Annotated in this window: 19 protein-coding genes; 7 read left to right on the forward strand and 12 right to left on the reverse strand. The window is 73.9% G+C overall.

Going from position 1 to position 17,251, the window contains the following annotated elements; genetic code table 11:
* Positions 1-20 precede the first annotated feature (20 nt).
* Positions 21-821, reverse strand: a complete 801-nt coding sequence (locus AB0F71_RS12305) for an NAD(P)-dependent oxidoreductase (RefSeq protein WP_360231566.1) — start codon at positions 819-821, stop codon at positions 21-23.
* Positions 822-971: 150 nt separating this feature from the next.
* Complete coding sequence (locus AB0F71_RS12310) at positions 972-2,612, reverse strand: alkaline phosphatase family protein (protein ID WP_360231569.1); 1,641 nt, start codon at positions 2,610-2,612, stop codon at positions 972-974.
* A gap of 364 nt (positions 2,613-2,976) precedes the next feature.
* Here AB0F71_RS12310 and gndA point away from each other — a divergent pair, with 364 nt between their 5' ends.
* On the forward strand, positions 2,977-4,440 hold the full coding sequence (gndA, locus tag AB0F71_RS12315) for an NADP-dependent phosphogluconate dehydrogenase (protein ID WP_360231572.1): 1,464 nt from the start codon (positions 2,977-2,979) through the stop codon (positions 4,438-4,440).
* A gap of 88 nt (positions 4,441-4,528) precedes the next feature.
* On the opposite strand, the gene AB0F71_RS12320 is transcribed toward gndA, so the two are convergent.
* Both AB0F71_RS12320 and AB0F71_RS12325 read right to left on the reverse strand, forming a co-directional pair.
* The gene (locus tag AB0F71_RS12320; RefSeq protein WP_360231575.1) at positions 4,529-5,080 is read right to left on the reverse strand and encodes a YciI family protein; all 552 of its coding nucleotides are present in this window, start codon (positions 5,078-5,080) and stop codon (positions 4,529-4,531) included.
* 119 nt (positions 5,081-5,199) lie between these two features.
* Entirely contained in the window at positions 5,200-6,165 is a 966-nt protein-coding gene (locus tag AB0F71_RS12325; RefSeq protein ID WP_360231578.1) for an alpha/beta hydrolase fold domain-containing protein, read from the reverse strand.
* 217 nt (positions 6,166-6,382) lie between these two features.
* Here AB0F71_RS12325 and AB0F71_RS12330 point away from each other — a divergent pair, with 217 nt between their 5' ends.
* A complete protein-coding gene (locus AB0F71_RS12330) occupies positions 6,383-6,766 on the forward strand; it encodes a hypothetical protein (protein ID WP_360231581.1) in 384 nt (127 codons plus the stop codon).
* Between the two features lie 35 nt (positions 6,767-6,801).
* On the opposite strand, the gene AB0F71_RS12335 is transcribed toward AB0F71_RS12330, so the two are convergent.
* The 4 genes from AB0F71_RS12335 to AB0F71_RS12350 form a co-directional block, all read right to left on the reverse strand.
* Positions 6,802-7,227 carry an NUDIX domain-containing protein gene (locus AB0F71_RS12335; RefSeq protein ID WP_360231584.1) on the reverse strand — a complete coding sequence of 142 codons (426 nt, stop codon included), beginning with the start codon at positions 7,225-7,227 and terminating at the stop codon, positions 6,802-6,804.
* A gap of 7 nt (positions 7,228-7,234) precedes the next feature.
* The gene (locus AB0F71_RS12340) at positions 7,235-7,780 is read right to left on the reverse strand and encodes a nucleoside deaminase (RefSeq protein WP_360231587.1); all 546 of its coding nucleotides are present in this window, start codon (positions 7,778-7,780) and stop codon (positions 7,235-7,237) included.
* Positions 7,781-7,855: 75 nt separating this feature from the next.
* A complete protein-coding gene (gene cynS / locus AB0F71_RS12345) occupies positions 7,856-8,326 on the reverse strand; it encodes a cyanase (protein WP_360231590.1) in 471 nt (156 codons plus the stop codon).
* Positions 8,327-8,404: 78 nt separating this feature from the next.
* Positions 8,405-8,995, reverse strand: a complete 591-nt coding sequence (locus AB0F71_RS12350; protein ID WP_360231593.1) for a carbonic anhydrase — start codon at positions 8,993-8,995, stop codon at positions 8,405-8,407.
* A 126-nt stretch (positions 8,996-9,121) separates the two neighbouring features.
* Between AB0F71_RS12350 and cynR the strand changes: the two genes are divergently transcribed.
* The gene (gene cynR, locus AB0F71_RS12355; RefSeq protein WP_360231596.1) at positions 9,122-10,057 is read left to right on the forward strand and encodes a transcriptional regulator CynR; all 936 of its coding nucleotides are present in this window, start codon (positions 9,122-9,124) and stop codon (positions 10,055-10,057) included.
* Between the two features lie 56 nt (positions 10,058-10,113).
* Here the strand turns inward: cynR and AB0F71_RS12360 are convergent, their stop codons facing one another.
* The gene (locus AB0F71_RS12360) at positions 10,114-11,604 is read right to left on the reverse strand and encodes an FAD-dependent monooxygenase (RefSeq protein ID WP_360231599.1); all 1,491 of its coding nucleotides are present in this window, start codon (positions 11,602-11,604) and stop codon (positions 10,114-10,116) included.
* A 158-nt stretch (positions 11,605-11,762) separates the two neighbouring features.
* Between AB0F71_RS12360 and AB0F71_RS12365 the strand changes: the two genes are divergently transcribed.
* Positions 11,763-12,737 (forward strand): AsnC family transcriptional regulator, encoded by a 975-nt coding sequence (locus tag AB0F71_RS12365; RefSeq protein ID WP_360231602.1) that lies wholly within the window; start codon positions 11,763-11,765, stop codon positions 12,735-12,737.
* Positions 12,738-12,755: 18 nt separating this feature from the next.
* On the opposite strand, the gene AB0F71_RS12370 is transcribed toward AB0F71_RS12365, so the two are convergent.
* Positions 12,756-13,565, reverse strand: a complete 810-nt coding sequence (locus tag AB0F71_RS12370) for a YhjD/YihY/BrkB family envelope integrity protein (protein WP_360231605.1) — start codon at positions 13,563-13,565, stop codon at positions 12,756-12,758.
* A gap of 270 nt (positions 13,566-13,835) precedes the next feature.
* On the opposite strand from AB0F71_RS12370, the gene AB0F71_RS12375 reads away from it, so the two are divergent.
* Positions 13,836-14,033 carry a hypothetical protein gene (locus tag AB0F71_RS12375; RefSeq protein ID WP_360231608.1) on the forward strand — a complete coding sequence of 66 codons (198 nt, stop codon included), beginning with the start codon at positions 13,836-13,838 and terminating at the stop codon, positions 14,031-14,033.
* 34 nt (positions 14,034-14,067) lie between these two features.
* Here AB0F71_RS12375 and AB0F71_RS12380 read toward each other — a convergent pair whose 3' ends face one another.
* Positions 14,068-14,550 carry an ATP-binding protein gene (locus AB0F71_RS12380; protein ID WP_360231611.1) on the reverse strand — a complete coding sequence of 161 codons (483 nt, stop codon included), beginning with the start codon at positions 14,548-14,550 and terminating at the stop codon, positions 14,068-14,070.
* A 242-nt stretch (positions 14,551-14,792) separates the two neighbouring features.
* On the opposite strand from AB0F71_RS12380, the gene AB0F71_RS12385 reads away from it, so the two are divergent.
* On the forward strand, positions 14,793-15,356 hold the full coding sequence (locus tag AB0F71_RS12385) for a YbaK/EbsC family protein (RefSeq protein ID WP_360231614.1): 564 nt from the start codon (positions 14,793-14,795) through the stop codon (positions 15,354-15,356).
* A gap of 31 nt (positions 15,357-15,387) precedes the next feature.
* Here AB0F71_RS12385 and AB0F71_RS12390 read toward each other — a convergent pair whose 3' ends face one another.
* Positions 15,388-15,654: a hypothetical protein gene (locus AB0F71_RS12390; protein WP_360231617.1), complete on the reverse strand. Its 267-nt coding sequence runs from the start codon at positions 15,652-15,654 to the stop codon at positions 15,388-15,390.
* A 416-nt stretch (positions 15,655-16,070) separates the two neighbouring features.
* On the opposite strand from AB0F71_RS12390, the gene AB0F71_RS12395 reads away from it, so the two are divergent.
* Positions 16,071-17,246 (forward strand): ricin-type beta-trefoil lectin domain protein, encoded by a 1,176-nt coding sequence (locus tag AB0F71_RS12395; RefSeq protein WP_360231620.1) that lies wholly within the window; start codon positions 16,071-16,073, stop codon positions 17,244-17,246.
* The last annotated feature ends 5 nt before the right edge of the window (positions 17,247-17,251 follow it).

Below are 17,251 nucleotides of genomic sequence, written 5' to 3' on the forward strand. Positions count from 1 at the left end.
TTCCATGCCCGGGGCGGCGGTCATCGCCCGGCCTGGGTGAAGCGGCCACCGAGGTAGCGGTGTTCCGGGTCCTCGGGGGACAACTCGCCCAGTTCGGCGATCAGTTCGGCGGCGAAGGGCTCGGCGTCGTCCTGCGGCTCGTAGCCGAGCGCCCGGGCCGTCGAGAGGTCCCACCAGGCGCGGGTGTTGGCGGATATCCCGTAGGCCACGGTGTGGCCGGTGACCGGACCGGTGAGTGCGGCGTGAGCGAGGCGGGCCCAGTCACCGGGGCTGAGCCAGGTGGCGAGCATCCGGATGCTGCGGGGCCGGTCGGTGAAGGAGCCGATGCGCAGCGAGACGGTCTCGATGCCGTGCCGGTCGGCGTACAGCGAGGCGAGGCTCTCGCCGAAGCACTTGGAGACCCCGTAGTACGTGTCGGGCCGCTGCGGCGCGTCCACCGGCACGGTGCCGCCGTCGGCGGGCCGCTCGGTGAAGCCCGTCGCGTGGTTGCTGCTGGCGTACACGATCCGGCGGACGCCGGCCGCCCGGGCCGCGTCGTACAGCCGGTAGGTGCCCTCGATGTTGGCGGCCAGGATGTCGGCGAACGGCGCCTCCCCCGGGATCCCGGCCAGGTGGACCACGGCGTCGACCCCGTCCATCGCCGCCGCCAGCGCCTCGACGTCCAGCAGGTCCGCGGTGACGGCCCCGGGCTCGCCGGGCACGGGCAGCCGGTCGAAGCTGCGCAGCCGGTGGCCGTACCCGGGCAGCAACTCCCGCAGGCAGCTGCCCATCCGGCCGGCGGCTCCGGTGATCAGGACCTGACCGGGCTGGTTGACCGTCATTCGTTCCCCCTGGGTTCCTCGTCGCGCGTCGTCGGACCGAAGGGCCTGGTCCGACGACGCGCGACGATACCTGACGGAACGCCAGGGATCAGGTGATTATCCGCAGTTCCCCGGGGCGGCCGGGGCAGACCGCCAGGCGGTTCACCGAGGTCAGCGGACGGGCAGCACCCGGGTGTGCTCCACGCGCACGGCCTGGAGGGCGTGCGGCCGGAGGCCGAGCAGGTCGAGGATGGTCGGGGCGATCTGCTTGGTCTCGACCTTCTCGTCCCGGCGGACGCCGCCCGGGGTGGCGGCGCCGGAGACGACGAGCGGGACGTCCAGGTCGTCGGCGTGGTCGCCGCCGTGCTCGGCGATCTTGCTGCCGCCGGTGTAGACGACGCCGTACTGCGCGACGCCGAAGACGTCCGGCACCCGCGGGTCGCCCGGGGCGACGCCGAAGTGGTCGGCGGCCTCCGCCCCGGCGTAGACCTGCTGGACGCCGCCGCCGGTGAACGGGCGGGCCTTGCCGTCGATGTCGACGCCGTTGCCGTGCTGCGCCAGCAGGTAGGCCTTGGCGAAGGAGGTGGCGGCCGCGGAGCGGTCGTTGAGCCAGAGCAGCACGCCGTCGTCGTCGACCGCGTGGGCGACCAGGGCGCCCGCGCCCGGGTGGGCGGCCTTCCAGGCGGCGTCGAGGCCTGCGAGCAGCGGGCCGTCGTCGATCCGGTTGAGCGCGGCCGGGTCGGTCGGGGACTGGCCGTGCTTGGCGGAGAGGATGACGGTGGTGGAGCGGTCGAGGTGCTGCTTGCGCAGTTCGGCGGTCAGCGCGCCGATCTGCTGGTCGACGTACGCCAGGTTCTTCTCCACCAGCGGGCCGGGCACGCCCTTGCCGACGTAGCCGCCCCGGAGGCCGTCGGAGCTGGCCAGCTTCTGCGCGGTGGAGACGGACTGGAAGTTCAGGCCGAAGACGGCCGGGGTGCCGACCCGCTGCGCACGGCTGTGGTCGTAGCCGTCGATCTCGTTGAGGACGGCCTGCACCTTGTACGAGTCGTACTGCTCGGTGGCCTGGTTGTCCTTGGTCCAGTCGCCCTTGTAGCCGGTGGCGTTGCTGTTGACCTCGGGGGTGAAGAGGTCCTGGATGCCTTCGCCGGAGGGGCCGTTGAGGATGTCGTAGGCGGCGTGCTTGTCCGACCAGGCGGTGCGCAGGCCGGCCTGGCGGGCCACCTCGAAGACGGTGTTCACCTGGAGGTAGGAGTGCGGCTGGACGGGCCGGCAGGTCCGCGGGTCGACCGGCAGCTTGGCCGGGTCGATCAGGGTCCGCGGGTCGCCGGTCATCCGCAGGATGGAGCCGGGCAGGCCCGGCAGGCCCTGGCCGGCGTCGAGCGCGTCCTTGTTCCGGTCCAGGTCCTCGGTGAGGTCGACCTCGGCGCCCGGCTTGGCGTGCGCGCAGTCGGTGGTGCCGGCCGGGAGCAGCGCGGCGTTGTAGCTGTCGTCGTAGTAGACGCCGGTGGTGCCGGGGCCGCCGCCGGTCAGCTGGGCGACCATGCCGGGGAAGGAGTCGGACGGGTCGGTGGTGGCGGCGTGGGTGTACTCGACACCGCCGCGGACCAGCCGGGCCAGCGCCGACTGCGGGTGCGCGGCCACGAAGCGGGCGAGGTCCGACTGGTGCAGACCGTCCACCGACACCAGCAGGACGTGCTGGGCCCGGTGGGCGTCGCGGCCCTCCTCGGCGGCGGCAGCCTGGGCGACGGTGGATCCGGCCAGCACACCGGCGGCGCCGAGGGTGGCGGCCAGTCGGACGTAACGACGGGTCACGGAGTTCTCCTGTGGAGGGGGGAGGGGAGGTGACTGCGGCGGTGCGGCCCCCAGGGTGGGAGGCCCCGGTGTACCGGTGGCGGCCGGAACGTGAACAGCACCGGTCCGCCGCGCCGGGCGGCCCGGGATTTTACCCGCCGCCCACCAAGGCCTTGCCCTGCCATGGGACTTGATCCGGGGGTAGGGTCGGTTCGGCGGGGTCAGTGGGCGCCTCCGGGCACCTGAACGGCCCAACCCCCCGGGCGGGCGGCACCGTCCGGCGGTGATCCTGGACTCCGACCGCCCCCGGCGGTCCTTCGCGTGCGCGGCACGCGGTCGGCGCGCACTCCTCCGTCGGCCGGCCCCGAGGAAGGAAGCACAGCTCATGGACGCATCCGCGATCGGTTCGGCACAGATCGGCGTGACGGGCCTGGCGGTCATGGGCCGCAACCTGGCGCGGAACTTCGCCCGCAACGGCTACACGGTCGCGGTGCACAACCGCACCCCGGCCCGGACCAGGGCCCTGGTCGAGGAGTTCGGCCACGAGGGCACCTTCGTCCCCGCCGAGTCGCCGCGGGACTTCGTGGCCGCGCTGGAACGTCCGCGCCGCCTGCTGATCATGGTGAAGGCCGGCGGGCCCACCGACGAGGTCATCGAGGAGTTCGCGCCGCTGCTGGAGCCCGGCGACATGATCGTCGACGGCGGCAACGCCCACTTCGCGGACACCCGCCGCCGGGAGCGGGCGCTGCGCGAGCAGGGCATCCACTTCGTCGGCAGCGGCGTCTCCGGCGGGGAGGAGGGCGCCCTGCTCGGCCCCTCGGTCATGCCCGGCGGCTCCGCCGAGTCGTACACCGTGCTCGGCCCCATGCTGGAGCGGATCAGCGCCCAGGTGGACGGCGAGCCGTGCTGCACCCACATCGGCACCGACGGGGCCGGCCACTTCGTGAAGATGGTCCACAACGGCATCGAGTACGCCGACATGCAGCTCATCGCCGAGGCCTACCACCTGCTGCGGGACGTCGGCGGGTACTCCCCCGCCGAGATCGCCGGCATCTTCGAGCGCTGGAACCAGGGCCGGCTCGACTCCTACCTGATCGAGATCACCGCCGAGGTCCTCGCCCACACCGACGCCGACACCGGCAAGCCCTTCGTCGACGTCGTCCAGGACGCCGCCGAGCAGAAGGGCACCGGGCGCTGGACCGTGCAGACCGCCCTCGACCTCGGCTCCCCGGTCACCGCCATCGCCCAGGCCACCTTCGCCCGGGTCGCCTCCTCCCGGACGGCGCTGCGCGAGGCCTACCGGCCGCTGCCCGGCGGCACCGTGCACCCGATGCACCCGCACGAGGCCGAGCGCTTCACCCGGGACGTCGAGCAGGCCCTCTACGCCTCCAAGGTCATCGCCTACGACCAGGGCTGGACGATGATCCGCGACGCGGCGGCCGAGTACGGCTGGGACATCGACCTCGGCGCGGTGGCGAAGATCTGGCGCGGCGGCTGCATCATCCGGGCCGCCTTCCTCGACCGGATCCGCGCCGCCCACGCCGCCAACCCCGACCTGGTCAGCCTGCTCGCGGAACCGCAGTTCGCCACCGAGGTCGCCGACGCCCAGGCCGCCTGGCGCACGGTCGTCGCCGGGGCCGCCCAGCACGGCATCCCGGTGCCGGCGTTCTCCGCCGCGCTCGCCTACTACGACACCCTGCGCAGCGAGCGGCTGCCCGCCGCGCTGATCCAGGGCCAGCGCGACTTCTTCGGCGCCCACACCTACCGCCGCACCGACCGGCCGGGCAGCTACCACACCCGCTGGGCCGAGCCCGGCCGGCCGGAGGAACGCACGGACACCGGGAGTTAGCCCGCGCGGCGGCGGTCAGCCCGGCGCGGCGGCGGTCGGCCCGCTCCCGGTCAGGACGGGAGCGGGCCGGCCGTACGGGAACGGGCCGTCAGGACGGGCGGCCGCCGAACTGCCAGCGGTGCACCTCGACGTCGGCGTAGCCATCAGCGGTCAGCACCGCCCGTGCCGCGGCCGGATCCGGCGCCCCGAGCAGGGCCGCCGTGCCCAGCCAGGCCGTCCCGTCGTCGGAGAGCAGCGGCCCGTAGGCGATGAGCTCCTCCCGGTCGGCCGGGACCGCGAGGTCGACGGGGCGCCCGCCACCGAGGCCGAGCACGAGGTAGCGGGTGCCCTCGGTCCCACCGCCGGGGAAGTCCCACATGGTGCGCCCCAGCAGGTTGCGCCACCGCCGGAGCAGGACGTCCCGGTAGACCCCGGCCTGGTAGCCCGGCTCCTCGAAGGCGAACGCCCGGGCGGCGGCGGGACCGGGCAGGTCGAGGATGTGCACGCTGCCGGTGGGCAGGGCCCCGTCGTCGGTGAGCGTCGGCCCCCGGGCGATCATCTCCTGCGCGAACCCGTCCATGTAGGACCAGTGCGCTTCGAGCAGTTCGTCGCGCAGCGGCAGGGATCCGGGCCGGTCGCGGTGGTAGCAGAGGAACTCCATCCCGGTAGCATCCCGCCGGGCGGCCGCCCCGGTCGAGCCGATTTCGGCCCCGGCCGCCTGGCCCCGGGGGTTAGCCCGGCGCGGCGGTTCCGCAGCACCGTCGCCACGGCACCGTCACGTCATCGCTGGAGCACGCGCCGCAGCCACCGGGTGCGGGCCTCCTGGGCGTCCCGGGCGAGGGCCGCGTGCGGGGCGAAGGTGTCGAAGCCGTGGCAGGCGCCGGGCCAGACGTGGAGTTCGGCCTCGCCGCCCGCCCGCCAGATCGCGTCGGCGTAGGCGACGGCCTCGTCCCGGAAGGTCTCGGCCGAGCCCACGTCCAGGTAGGCGGCGGGCAGCCCGGTGAGGTCGGTGGCGCGGGCCGGGGCGGCGTACGGGGAGAGGTCGGCGGCGCCGTGGCGGTCGCCGAGCACGGCCTGCCAGGCGGTGGCGTTGGAGGCGCGGTCCCAGGTGTCGTGACCGACCATCTGGTGGCTGGAGAAGGTGTCGCCGCGGTCGTCGAGCATCGGGCTGAGCAGCAGTTGGCCGATCGGCGTCGGTCCGCCGCGGTCGCGGACCAGGTGGGCGAGGGCGGCGGCGAGCCCGCCACCGGCGCTCTTGCCGCCGATGACCAGGCGCCCGGCGTCCACGGCCAGTTCGTCCGCGTGCTCGGCCACCCAGCCGAGCCCGGCGTAGCAGTCCTCGACGGCCCCGGGAAAGCGGGTGCGCGGCGCCAGCGGGTACTCGACGGAGACCACGGCCAGCCGCAGGGGCAGCGCCCAGGAGCGCAGCACCCGGGGCAGGACGGACCACGCGTTGCCCGTCACCATCCCGCCGCCGTGCAGGTAGTAGAGCAGCGGCAGCGGCTCGCGGACCCCGGCGGGCCGCGCGCTGACCAGGGTGAGCACGCCGTCGCTGTCAGCCCGTGGCACGTGCAGCTCCGTCACCTCGAACCGGCCGCCGTCGCTCAGCCGGTCGAGCGTCGGCCGGGGCCGAACCCGCGCGTCCCGTTCCTGCCAGGCCGCCAGGCCCTCCGGGGTGAGCACCTCCCGCGCCCGCGCCCCGGCGGCCTCCACCGCCGCCCGTACCTCCGGATCCAGCGGAGGCACCCGTCGGCCCACCGAACCACCCACCACCAGTACCCCCTCCCCGACGGACACCCGGTCGGCGCCCCGTCCGCGCCCAGCTTGCCAGGCCCGCCCCGACGACGGCGTGGAGGGGCTCGACTCCCGGATCGACGCGGACGGAAACCCGCTGGCGCGGTGGCCGGGCGGGGAGTTGACTGACCTGCCGAGGGCGTGAACACCGCTCGGCGAAGGGGGAGTTGTGGAGGACCCGCAGTTCACCGTACGGCTCGCCGGCCCCTCGCCCCGGGGCGTGGTGCGGCTCAGGGCGGTCCGTACGGTGACGGGGCTGAGCCTGTTCCACAGCGGTCTGGCCCTGGACGCCGGGACGGCCGTCCTCCTGGCGGAGGTCCCCTTCGAGGTCGCCGCCCCCGCCGCGCGGGACCTGCGCCGGGCGGGCGTGGCGGTCGCGGTCAGCTGCGGCGCCTGCCGCCGCACCCTGCCCGAGGACGGCGCCCCGGTCGCCCCCGCTCCGTGTGCCGGGCGCTACTTCGCCACCGCCCACTGCCGGGCCAACTCCCTGACCACCTGCGACTGCGAGCACTGCACCGAGTTCGGCCCGCTGCCCGGGCTCACCGCACCCTGAGCCGCACCGCGGCGAACCGCGGCGGACCGCAGCGGTCACCAGCGCAGGAGCCGGCCGCTGGCGGCGAGGTGGTCGAGGACCGTGCGGGTGGTGGCGCTGGCGCGGGGGTGGTCACCGTGGGTGAGGTGGGCGAGCTCGGCGATCTCGCCGCAGGGGGTGGGGGTGCCCGTGTGGTCGGCGGTGTAGCAGCTGGTGCGGACCAGGGTGCCGGCGGGTTTGCCGTGGGCGGGGGCTTCGACCGTCAGCAGCGGCCGGACGGTCGCCCGGTCCAGGGTGACGCCGAGTTCCTCGGCGATCTCGCGGGCGAGGGCCTCGGGGTGGGTCTCACCGGGCTCGGGCTTGCCGCCCGGCAGGTAGAACAGCTCACGGCCGTGGGTCCGGGCGGCGAGGAGGCCGCCGTCCTGGAGTTGGATCCAGGCCACCTTCTCGATCACCCCGATCACCCCGATCTCTTCGGTCATCCCGGCCTCAACCCGCCGTCGGAGCAGTCGACGCGGTCGGAGCGGTCGGAGCGGTCGGGCCCGTGGGGGCACCCGCGACCCGGCGCTCGCCGCCGTTGCGCTGCTGCCAGAGGCGGTACACCTCGACCGCGTCCGCGCTCGGCGCGTGCCGCATCGGCAGTCGGCGCTGGTCCCAGGGCTTGGCGAACTCACCGTAGAAGGTGTCGAGTTCGAAGTACCTGCGGTCGTCGACGTAGTGCGGCTCGTAGGCTTCGCGGGTGGTGAGGAAGACCACCTCGTCCGGCGAGCAGTAGTACAGCGAGCCCAGGCACATCGGGCAGGGGTGGGCCAGGACGTAGATGGTGGTGCCGGTCAGGTGCTCGGTGCCGAGCCTGGTGCAGGCCTCGCGGATGGCGAGGATCTCCGCGTGCGCGGTGGGGTCGTCGGTCTGGGCGACCTGGTTGGCGCTCTCCGCCAGGATCCGGCCGTCCTTGACGATGACGGTCGCGAACGGGCGGCCGCCCTCCTCGACGTTGCGGCGGGCGAGGTCGATGGTGCGCTGGACGAAGTCCACGGTGTCCTCCTGAGTGGGGCCGGGGCGGCGGGGCGGGTGGTGGCGCCCCCCGCCGCACGGGAAGAAGGGGGTGGGTCAGAACGGCTTGGTCGGCAGGTACTTGCCGTCCATGGTGATGACGGCGCGCTCGCCGCCCTCGGGGTCGGCGACCTTCCGCACGTCGAGCTTGAAGTTGATCGCGGAGATGATGCCGTCGCCGAACTGCTCGTGGACGAGGGCCTTGAGGGTGGTGCCGTAGACCTGGAGCATCTCGTAGAAGCGGTAGATGGTCGGGTCGGTGGGGATACCGCCGGGGATCGAGCCGCGGGTGGGGATGGTCCGGAGCAGCAGTGCCGCGTCCGCGTCCAGGCCCAGCAGTTCGGCGACGGCCTCGGCGGACTCCTTGGGCAGGGCGTGCTGGCCGAGGACGGCGGCGGTGGTGAAGGCGACCGACAGGCCGGAGACGTCGGCGATCTGCTGCCAGGTGAGGTCCTTGCGGGTCTTGGCCTCGACGGCGGCGGCGGCCAGCAGCTGGCGGGCGGTGGGGTCGAACTGGGCGTGCACCATGGGGGGTTCCTTCTCGTGGTTGACGGGATTCCCGGTCGCGCGGCAAGCAGCGATCCGGGGAGGGGGCTGGGGTGGCGGTCAGGCCGCTACGGCGGCGTGGCCGGCGGCGGTGAGGTCTTCGACCTGCCCGGTGGCGATGTCGAAGACCCAGCCGCGCAGGGTGAGCGCCCGCGCGGCCAGGGCGCGGGCGACGGACGGGTGGGTGGCCAGGTTCGCCAGCTGGGCGAGCACGTTCTGCCGCACCAGGGCCGGGACGTCCCCGGTGGTGGCCGTGCGCGCCACCGAGGCGTCGGCGAGCCGCAGCCAGTCGGCGACGGCCGGGGCCGCGCTGAGGTCGTGGCCGTGGGCGAGGGCGGTCATCGCCCCGCACCCGGAGTGCCCGCAGACCACGACGTCCCGCACTCCCAGGGCGGCGACGGCGTACTCGATGCTCGCGGTGACGCCGTCTGCCCCGGGGGTGTAGGCGGGCACCAGGTTGCCCGCGGTGCGGATCACGAACAGCTCACCCGGGTCCGAGCCGGTGATCAGCTCCGGCACGACGCGGGCGTCGGAGCAGCCGATGAACAGCGTGTGCGGGCTGTGGTCGGCGGCGAGCCGGGCGAAGAGCTCCTCCTTGGCGGGGAACACGTCCCGCTGGAAGTACGCGATGCCCTCGGCGAAGTCACGCATGTGGTCACTCCCTCTCGTGGCGCCGGGCCGGTGCGGCCTGGCGAGATCCACAGTGCACGACCTGGGGCTATAGCGTCCAAGACCTGCTACCGATGCTTTCCATCGATGGGGTCTATAGTTCGGTTCATGGCCCTGGAACTGCGCCATCTGCGCTATCTGCTCGCCGTGGCCGACCACGGCAACTTCACCCGCGCCGCCGAGGAGCTGCACATCTCCCAGCCGACGCTGTCCCAGCAGGTCAAGCAGCTCGAACGGACCCTGGGCGCCCAGCTGCTCGACCGCACCGGCCGCACCGTGCGCCTCACCGACGCCGGACGGGCGTACGCCCACCACGCCCGCGGCGCGCTGCGGGACCTCGCCGCCGCCGAACGCGCCGTCCACGACGTCCAGGACCTCTCACGCGGGCGGCTGCGCCTGGCCGTCACCCCGACCTTCACCGCCTACCTCGTCGGCCCGCTCGCCGCCGAGCTCCACACCCGGCACCCCGGCATCGCGCTGACCGTCCGGGAGACCAGCCAGGACCGCATCGAAACCGGTCTGCTCACCGACGAGTTCGACCTCGGCATCGCCTTCCACGGGCCCCACCTGCACGGCGTCACCGCCACCGCGCTGTTCACCGAGCACCTCACCCTGGTCACCGGGTCCGGCACCGGCACCGGCACCGGAGCCGCCGGCGCCGACACCGGCCTCGACGGCCCGCTCCCGGTCCGGGAGCTCGCCGATCGCCGACTGGCCCTGCTCAGCGGCGACTTCGCCACCCGCGGCCACATCGACGACTACCTCGCCCGGCACGGCGTCAGCCCGCGGATCGCCGTCGAGGCCAACTCCGTCCAGGCCCTGACCGAGGTCGTCCAGCGCACCCCGCTCGCCACCGTGCTCCCGGACGCCGTCACGCACGACCACCCGCGGCTCGCCCGTATCCCGCTCGAACCGCCCCTCCCCACCCGCACCGTCGCCCTGCTGCGCCGCGCCGAGGCCTACCGGAGCGCCGCCGCCGGGGCCTTCACCGAGCTCGTGCACGACCTGGTCCGCGCCCGCGGCTACCCGCCGCCGCCCGGGTGAGCCGGATCGCCCCCGCACCAGGAGCGGTACGGGGGCGCAACGCAATTGACGGGACGTCAGACAAGCGAGCGCGGGGTGCCGAACCAGCGGGTGAGGGACGGCCGGAGGGTCTCCGGGGTGCCCACCCAGCAGACATGGCCGTCCGGGCGGATCAGCATCGGTTCGACAGGCGCTCCCCCGTCGAACCGGTCCACCCGGTCGGACCAGGGGGCGACGGCCTCGGCGAGGACGCCCTGCGGGTCCAGCAGCACTCCCCGGCCGGAGCGCAGGAGTTGGTGCAGCCGCGCCGGGCCGAGGTCCGCGTCCGGCACCGGCCCGCCGAGCAGCGGGTGGGGGCCGGTGTCCGGCATCGGGTAGCGGGTGGCCGTCCCGGACATCACCTCGCTCAGCCGGCGGCGGACCTCCGGCAGGGCGATCAGCTCGGTGAAGAGGTCCCGGGTGGCCAGCACGTCCGGATCGCGGCTGCCCGCCCAGTCCATCAGCAGGCCCTGGGCCTGGACGTTGCGCAGCACGGTGGTCCCGGTCAGGTGGCGTTCGGTGTGGTAGCTGTCGAGCAGGCCCTCCGGCGCCCAGCCCCGGACAGCGGCGCCGAGCTTCCAGCCGAGGTTGAAGGCGTCCTGCATGCCCCCGTTCATGCCCTGGGCGCCGAGCGGGAGGTGGACGTGGGCCGCGTCACCGGCCAGGAACACCCGCCCGTGCCGGTACCGGGCGACCTGCCGGGCCGCGTTGGTGATGCGGCGGGCGTGGCACAGTTCGAGCAGCTGCACCCGCTCGCCGAACACGGCCCGCAGCCCCTCGCGGATCTCCTCCTCGGTGATCGGGACGTCCCTGGGCAGCGAGCGGCCCGGCCCGCCCATGGCGAGTCGGCGCAGCGGGCGCCCCCGGCCGTCGGTGCCGAGCGGGAAGATCCCCGTCCAGTGGCCGTCCGGGCTGCGGTGGTGGGTGGGCAGGTCGTCGGCGCCGCTCAGCCGTACGTCCGCGGCGATCGTGGTCAAGGTACCTGCCCGGCCCGGGAATTCTGCCTTGAGCAGGGACCGTACGGTGCTGTGGCCGCCGTCGGCGGCGACCAGGTGGCGGGCCCGGACCACCTGGCCCCCGGCGAAGGTCGCGGTGACGGCCTCCTCGTCCTGGGCGAGGTCGACCAGCTCGTGGTCGCGCCGGACGGTGAGGCCCTGCCCGGCGAGGTGCTCCTCCAGGAAGGCCTCCAGCACGACCTGGGGGACGGAGCGCCAGGGCCGGCGCGGGCGGAAGGCGCCCGGCCCGGGATCGTCGGCCGACCCGGGATCGGCGGCCGGGGCGTCCGGCAGCGGGATGCCCGCGAAGTGGCTCCCGCCGACGGGGTGGTCCCCGCCGGCCAGCAGCGGTTCCAGTAGGCCGCGCTGGTCCAGCAGCTCCAGGGTGCGGGTCTGCACGCCGCCCGCCCGGGACAGGGTGCTGCGAGCGGGCAGGCGGTCGGCGACTACGGTCGACACGCCCGCCAGCAGCAGCTCGTTGGCCGCCGTCAGGCCGGTCGGGCCGGCTCCGACGACCAGTACGTCGGTGTCCATGGTGTTTCTCCTCGGGTCCGTCGGGTGGTTGCGTCCGGCTCGTGGTCCCTCGACCGGCCGGGTTCCGTTGACGGGCTCAACACTCGCTCCGCCGGGGGCCGTTGGCCCAGTGACCGGCGCGATGGTGCCGGAATCCGACACCGGCTACCCTCGGCACGGTGGAATCCGACTACGACGAGCTGGACCGCCGCCTCGTCCACGCCCTGCAGATCGACGGCCGGGCCCCGTTCAGCACCATCGCCGCCGCCCTCGGGGTGTCGGACCGCACCGTCGCCCGCCGGTACGCCAGGCTCCGCTCGACCGGCGCGGTGCGGGTGCTCGGCGGGGTCGACCCGCTCGCGCTGGGCGCCGAACTGTGGCTGCTGCGGGTGCGCTGCGCGCCCTCCGCCGCGGTCGCGGTCGCCGAGGCGCTGGCCCGCCGCCCCGACACCTCCTGGGTCAGCCTCACCTCCGGCGGCACCGAGATCACCTGCACCGTCCGCGCCGAGACCGAGGCCGACAGCGAGGCCCTGCTGCTGGCCCGGCTCCCCCGCACCCCGCGGGTCGAGGGGGTGAGCGCGCACTCAGTGCTGCACTCCTTCTACGGCGGCCCGGACAGCCTGATCGCCAAGCTCGGCCCGCTGGACGGGGCCACCGTCGCGGCCCTGCGCCCGCCCGCGGCGGCCCCGGCGGCCCACCGGCCCGGACCGCTGCGGCTGGACGACGGCGACCGCCGGCTGCTCGCCGCCCTCGAGACGGACGGCCGCGCCGGGTTCGAGGAACTGGCCACCGCCACCGGCTGGTCACCGACGACCGTCCGGCGCCGGATGACGGAGCTGCGCGAACGCGGGGTGCTCTACCTGGACATCGACTGCGACCCGCACCTGCTCGGTGTCGGAACCCGGACCCTGCTGTGGATCTCGGTCGCTCCCCCGTACCTGGAGGAGGCCGGCCGGGCACTGGCCGGGCACCCGGAGGTCGCCTTCGCCTGCGCCACGACCGGGCCCACCAACCTGTACGCCACCGTGGTCTGCGCGGACCAGCGCGCGCTGTACCGCTACCTGACCACCCGGGTGGCCGCACTCCCGGCGGTCAGCCACGTCGAGACGGCGCCGGCGATCCGGACCGTCAAGCAGGCCGCGAACCGGAGGTAGGGCCCTACCGTGCGTGGGTCACGGTGTGCGACGGGCCTGGACCAGGACGCGTCCGGCCAGCGCGCCGGCGTACACGGTGTAGCCGACGCCGATCAGCCAGGACTGGACGATCAGCACGGTGCCCACCGTCCCGTAGGAGACGGCGTTGGACACCAGCAGGGGTGCGAAGACCAGCCGGGAGAACAGCCGGAGCCCGGCCAGTGCCACCATCGTGGCGACGGCTCCCGGCAGCAGGTCCCTGGCCGGGACGCGTCCGGCGAGCAGCAGGCGCTGGAGCCACCAGAACAGCACGACGCCGCCGACCGTCGTCGCGGCGATGCGGACGGAGGGCTGGACGGCCGAGTGGCGCCACGGCAGACCACTCATGGCGGCGAGCACGATGTACCCGGTCAGCGCGGCCAGTCCGAGGGTCTGGCGCCAGACGGCGTGCCACGGCCCGCGGTCGAGCTCCCAGATGCGTTCGTAGACCCCCTGGATCGAGGCCATCAGGGAGACCCCGAAGACGGCCAGCGCGGCGAGGCCGAAGCCCGTGGTGGTGCTGAGCACCTGGCCGCGGGGGACGAAGAGCTGATGGACGGCGGCGGCGCCCCGGCCGGACAGGCCCAGCCCGTCGGTGATCCACTCGGCGATCCCGGTGCCCCGCGCCGGGAAGGCGGCGGCGATGACGATCAGCAGCGGGACGAGGGTCACGAAGAACAGCGCGGCGAAGGCCATCGAGCGCTGGAGCAGCTCGACCGTACGGCCCTGTTCCCACACGCTCCGGACCACCGTCCGCAGCAGCTGCCACCAGGTACGGACGCGCGGTGCGGCCCGGCCGCGACGGGGCACCTCAACCACCCGGGGCGGCGGGCGGCGACGGTCGTTTCAGGAGCACGGCATCCTCCCTGGTCTCGGCACCCGTGGTTCACGCCTGTTCTCGGCACCCCGTTGGCACATCCCGTCAGGATGCCACCGACGGGGCGCCCCGATGCCCCGCCGGCCCTACTCCACCCGGGCGTCGGCTCCCTTCGGCGGCGATTCATGTTCTGGGTGGTTTACTGCGCTTTCCCTGGGTACACGCGCTGGGCCACCGCCTCCGCCACGAGAGGAGTCACCGCCATGCCCGCCCAGATGACCGTCCCGACTCCCCCTGATCCGGACACCGAGCCGTTCCCCCACCCCAACCCCGCACCGAAGCCGGGCCCGGGCCCCGACCCGGTGCCGCCGCCGATCCCCCCGTTCCCGGATCCCGGCCCGATCCCCGCGCCCGATCCGGCACCGCCGCCCGAGCCGTACGCCGGCCCCGGGCGGGCCTGACCCCTCGGCCTGACCCCTCACCCCGGGGTACGGATCAGCTCCCGAAGGCCCTACGGTCGATCGCGGCGCTGCCGTCCATCGGGGCCGCGACCTCCAGCCACACCAGCTTCCCCGCGCCCTCGGCCTCGCAGCCCCAGTCCCGCGCCAACCGGTCCACCACCCGGAGGCCATGGCCACCGGGACGCCCCGGGTCGGCGAGCGGGCGCAGTTGCGGCGGGTCCGGGCTCGCGTCCGAGACCTCCACCCGCAGCCGCTCACCGTTCCACCTCAGCCGCAGTTCCCGGGGGCCGCCGGGCGCGTGCAGACACGCGTTGGAGACCAGCTCCGAGACCATCAGCAGGACGTCCTCCGCCACGGCCAGTCGCTCGGCGTCCGGGGCGGGCAGCCACTGCCAACCCACCAGGGTCCGGCGGCTGAAATCCCGGGAGCGCTGCACCGCCCCCTCGGTGCCGTACAGCACCAGCCGCCTGGTCAGGTCGGAGGACGGTGGCGCGGGTCCTTCCCGGTCACGCTTCATGCCGCACTCCTCACTCCACGCCGCCGCCGGCAGGCCGACGCACTCCTGCTCCCCCGCGGTACTCCTGCCCCCGCCGGACTGCTCGGTCGGCCGTGCCATGGCGCACTCGCGGACGGCCGGGCCCGGGAACCCGCCGCCCAGGACGGGGCCGGGCTCACCACCTCGTCCACGTCCATGCCCCTCGCCTGCCCAACCCCGCCGCCGGGAAACAGCCGGTTGCCGGTCCGCGCTAGAGTCCCCCCATGAGCGATCCGGTGCGCCCTCCCTTCGGGAACTTCACGGCCGTCCTCCCGGCACTGGAGGTCTGCGACGACCTCGCCGCCCCCGTGGCCGATGCCCTGAAGAACTGGGACGCACGGGAGGCAGCCGAGTCCGTGCTGTACGTGGACACCGACCCCGAGAAGGCGGACACCGCGGTGTTCTGCGAGTTCTACGGGGCACCGCCGGAGCTCTCCGCGAACTGCGTGGTGGTCGCGGCCAAGCGCGGCGGGGAGGTCACCCTGGCCGCCTGCCTCGCCCTCGCCACCACCCGGGTGGACGTGAACAAGGCCGTCCGTACCCACCTGGGGGCGCGGAAGGCATCGTTCGCGCCGATGGACACCGCGGTCGACCTGACCGGCATGGAGTACGGCGGCATCACCCCCGTCGGCCTGCCCGGCACCTGGCCGCTGCTCATCGACGAAGCGGTGGCCGCGGCCCCCTCCGTCCTGATCGGCAGCGGCCGACGCCGGGGCAAGCTCATCCTCCCCGGTTGGGCCCTGGCCCGGCTCCCGGGCGCCGAGGTGCTGGCAGGCCTGGCCGCCTGAGAAAGCCCGAACCGCTGCGGGCGCCCCGCGATCACAGCGTGCGCAGGGCCCGCTCGCACTCCTGGCACCGCCGCTCGGCGAGCACGGGTGGGTACCACGGGTCCCCGGGCCGGGTCGGCCGGTAGTGCGCGTGCTCCAACGGTCCGGTCTCCAGCCCGCACAGGGTGTACGGCTGCGGGTCCTCCGGAACCTCGGGATCGGCCCCGGCGGCGTGCACCGCGAACACGGTGGGTTCGACACCCTCCGCGCCGATGGCCCCGTCGGATTCCAGCTCGAAGAGCACAATGATCGATCCCATGCCCCGAGCCTCGATCATCCCCTGCCGACCCACATCCGGGGGTGGGCCGTTCGAGCCCACACCCGCCACCCTGCCGACTTCGCACGCAATCACACGACCCGGCGGCTCATCCCGCTTCCGCAGAGACCGACTTGAGAAGTGCAGGTCCTGGCCAGTTCGCGGCCGCAGTCCTGAGCGGTGCGAAGTGCGACCGAATTGGGCACGAGATCGCACAATCACCCTGCGGCTGATGTGAATTCGCCGAGCGTGAATACCACTCGAACCGTGCTGTCGTCCGTACACTTCCCAACGGGTGGAGTGGAATTCACCATTCCCGTACCGCCCGGTGTGATTTTTCCGGAAGAGCTTCCGATCCGTTCGCGACATTTCGCGTCAGTGGCATTCCCCCGCATCATCACTCCACCGAGGAGGACCCTTTGCGCTTCCGCACCAGATCCACCAGACCCACCGGACTCATCGCGCGAGCAGTCGGCGCGACCCTCTCCCTGCTGATCGCCGCCCTGGGACTCGCCGGTCCGGCGGCGGCTGCGGGCTCGACCCCCGGCTCGTACAGCTACTACGGTTTCCCCGCCGCGACCTCGGCCCTGAGCTCGGTCACCTTCGGCACCACCGTCCAGTCCGACCCCGGACGGGGCAACGTCTTCTGGTCGCACCAGTTCGGTTTCACCAACGGGGTCTCCGGCTACATCGGCATGCAGCGGCACCGCACCGATCCCGGCATGTTCCTGTTCTCGCTGTGGGGCTCGACCGGCGCACAGCCCGGCGACAGCGGCACCTACTGCCAGACCTTCGCCGAGAGCGGCAGCGGTGGCTACACCTGCCGCCTCGACGCGGGATTCACCGCGGGCCACGGCTACCGCTACGACATCACACCCGCGGCCCCCGGCTGGTACCGGGCGAAGATCACCGACACCACCGCCGGGACCTCGTTCGTGCTCGGCACCCTCCAGGTCGGTTCCGGGCTGATCCAGGCGAAGGGCATGGTCGACTGGGTCGAGTACTTCGACTGGAACAACAACGCGGCGACCTGCGCCGACGAGCCCTACTCCGCCGCCCTGTTCACCGCGCCCACCGGGGTCGACGCGACCAACGGGTCGACCGTCCACGCCACCGTCACCAGCACGTCGGTCAGCAGCACCTGCTCCAGGCAGGCGACCGTCACCCCGGTATCGGGAGGCAGCACCCACCGCGACGCCATCGGCAACAGCCCGTCCGGTTCCATCACCGGCATCGGCGGCCAGTGCGTGGACATCACCGACGGCTCCAGCACCGACGGCACCCGGCTGGAGCTGTGGCCCTGCGGCCGGTGGTCGAACAACCAGAACTGGGTGCTGGCCGACGACGGCACCGTCCACGCCCTGTTCAAGTGCATGACCGCCCTCGGCTCCGGCACCGCCAACGGCACCGCCGTCGTGCTCTCCACCTGCGACGGATCCCCCGGCCAGCAGTGGGCCCTGACCAACGGCACCCTGGTCAACCCGAACTCCCACCGCTGCCTCGACGCCACCGGCGGCAACAGCACGGCCGGCACCCGGCTGGAGCTGTGGGACTGCACCGGCAACGCCAACCAGCGGTGGCACACTCCGGCCTGACGCGG

It is taken from the genome of Kitasatospora sp. NPDC028055 (assembly GCF_040637885.1).
Lineage (GTDB): Bacteria > Actinomycetota > Actinomycetes > Streptomycetales > Streptomycetaceae > Kitasatospora.